General features: G+C 54.5%; 1 protein-coding gene. It reads left to right on the forward strand.

Translation table 11 applies throughout. The features are described 5' to 3' along the window. The first annotated feature begins 680 nt into the window (after positions 1-680). Positions 681-1,625 carry an aldo/keto reductase gene (locus CG747_RS51280; RefSeq protein ID WP_374701911.1) on the forward strand — a complete coding sequence of 315 codons (945 nt, stop codon included), beginning with the start codon at positions 681-683 and terminating at the stop codon, positions 1,623-1,625. Positions 1,626-2,015 lie beyond the last annotated feature (390 nt).

The raw sequence follows: 2,015 nt of genomic DNA on the forward strand, positions 1-2,015 counted from the left end.
GGTTGGAAAACGCTCAGTGCTTCATTGCCGTCTGTACGGGACTCCTGACCCCCCAGAACATCAAGATCCAAGTGTCCCTGGTGTCCAAACTCCAGGGTCAGGGCCCATCGAGTTGTCGGTCCGGCGGCTGTTCTCTGACAACGCCGACTTGCAGGGTGACGATCGCCGAACAGGTCGCGGGGTTGACGTTCCGGTACGGGCGGGGCTGCTCGGGGTGGTGCCAAACCGGATGCCACCGGGGCACCTGGTATGCGGACGGTGCTCGCACCGGGGCTGCAAGTCAGCTATAAACAGTTTATAGAACATTCAGTGCCTATATTGTGAGACGTTCCAGTTCGTGCTTTCCTGTACGAAGGGGCAGCGCGCGAGCTTCGATACAAGTAAACCGAAGCGACGGTGACTGCGTTGGACGAACAGGTGCGATTTGCTGCAATTGTGCCACTTATTCGGCTTCCGGAGAGTGGTCCATCATTCACTCACCAAGATAGCCTCTCTCCGGCGCGGGAGAGTAAGTGCACTTCACGCTGTCGATCGCTGTCTTACATCGACGCAGCACGCTGAGTTCACTACCCCAAAGCCTGAAGTCAAGAATGCATAGCATGAGAAGCCAGACAGGCCCCTGGAGCCGTCGACATATTACGCCGGGTCTCCCTTTCGCCCGCGAAAGGAAATATACCGAGATGCGTCACAGAAATGTTGGACGGCAGGGACTCGAGCTCCCTCTACTGTCTCTCGGTTTGAGTTCTCTTTTCGACCGGAATTCTCCTTTGGGCGAGTATCGAGAAGTCATGCTACATGCCTTCGATAAAGGAATCGTAAGCTTTGACTTGTCAACCACCTGTGGCGCGCTACACCCCGCAGTCGAGGAGATTTTCGGGATTATTTTGAATCGTGACCTTCGCCCCTACAGGGAGAGCTTGGTCGTATCAACGCGAGTTGGATACGGCACGGCGCAGAGGGTGAACGGGTGGGGGTCTCAAAAGTTTATAACGGAAAGTCTGGAGCGGTCGCTTCATCGTGCCGGGTTGGATTATGTCGATATCTTCTACGCTCACCGCTACGACCCCAGCGTCCCCTTGGAAGAGACTATGCAAGCTCTCGCATCTGCAGTTTATCGGGGTAGGTGTTTGCGCGTTGGGATTTCTGCATACCCCTCAAGCAAGATTGAGCAAGCCAAGGCGCTACTGAGTGAGTTGGGTGTACCGTTGTGCGCCTACCGCGGACCTTTTTCGTTGTTTCAGCAATGGGGGAAAATGAATCTAGCTGAGATGCTTTCTGAAGCAGGTATCGGCTGGATTTCTACTGATCCTCTAAACGGCGGAATCCTGAGTACCTGCACCTCGAGTAGGCCCACACTAACCCGCGAATCGATCGAGAGTTCAACGGAAGTGCAGACGCAACTAAGCTGCCTTTCGCTTATGGCCGCCATGCGAGGGCAATCCATTGAACAGATGGCGATATCGTGGGTGGTGAATCATCCATGGATTAGTTCAGTAGTGGTTGATGTCTCGAGCCGTAGGCAGCTCGACGCAGCCGCCATCGCGGCATGCTCTGCTGGTTTCACAGGGGATGAACTAGCCAGCATAAATTCGATGACCGTCCACTGTCAAAAGCTTGGGCGATAATGCATCGTGCGCAATTGTCGTCACTTCTCCTGAGATGGTCGCACCACATAGGACGCCACTACCGGGGGCAATGCCATGCCCGATGAATACCTTTCTCTTGCAGTTTCCCTGATTCACGAATTGACAGAAGAGGTGGTTCCAAGTCTACTCAGGGCTCGCCTACTCACGACCTCTGAGGCTGCGGAAATAGCGCAAGCGTCCTCTGTATGCATGAGGCAATTGGTTAGTCGAGACTGCTTGGGTCCCGTAGTGACCCATAACAACAGGCCCCTGAATCGAGAGGGCTACTGACCTTTGCTTATGAGGTTGACGGTTGTGGGTTCCAGTCCAGGTGGGTCGCGGCGAAGGGTTGTCCCGTAAATGATCTAACTTGACTCTGTCGGGGATCTT

Source organism: Streptomyces sp. CB02959 (assembly GCF_002803155.1).
Taxonomy (GTDB): Bacteria; Actinomycetota; Actinomycetes; order Streptomycetales; family Streptomycetaceae; genus Streptomyces.

Coding starts and splice junctions, on each gene's coding strand:
- CG747_RS51280 (WP_374701911.1), top strand. CDS start 681: ATGCGTCACAGAAATGTTGGACGGCAGGGACTCGAGCTCCCTCTACTG.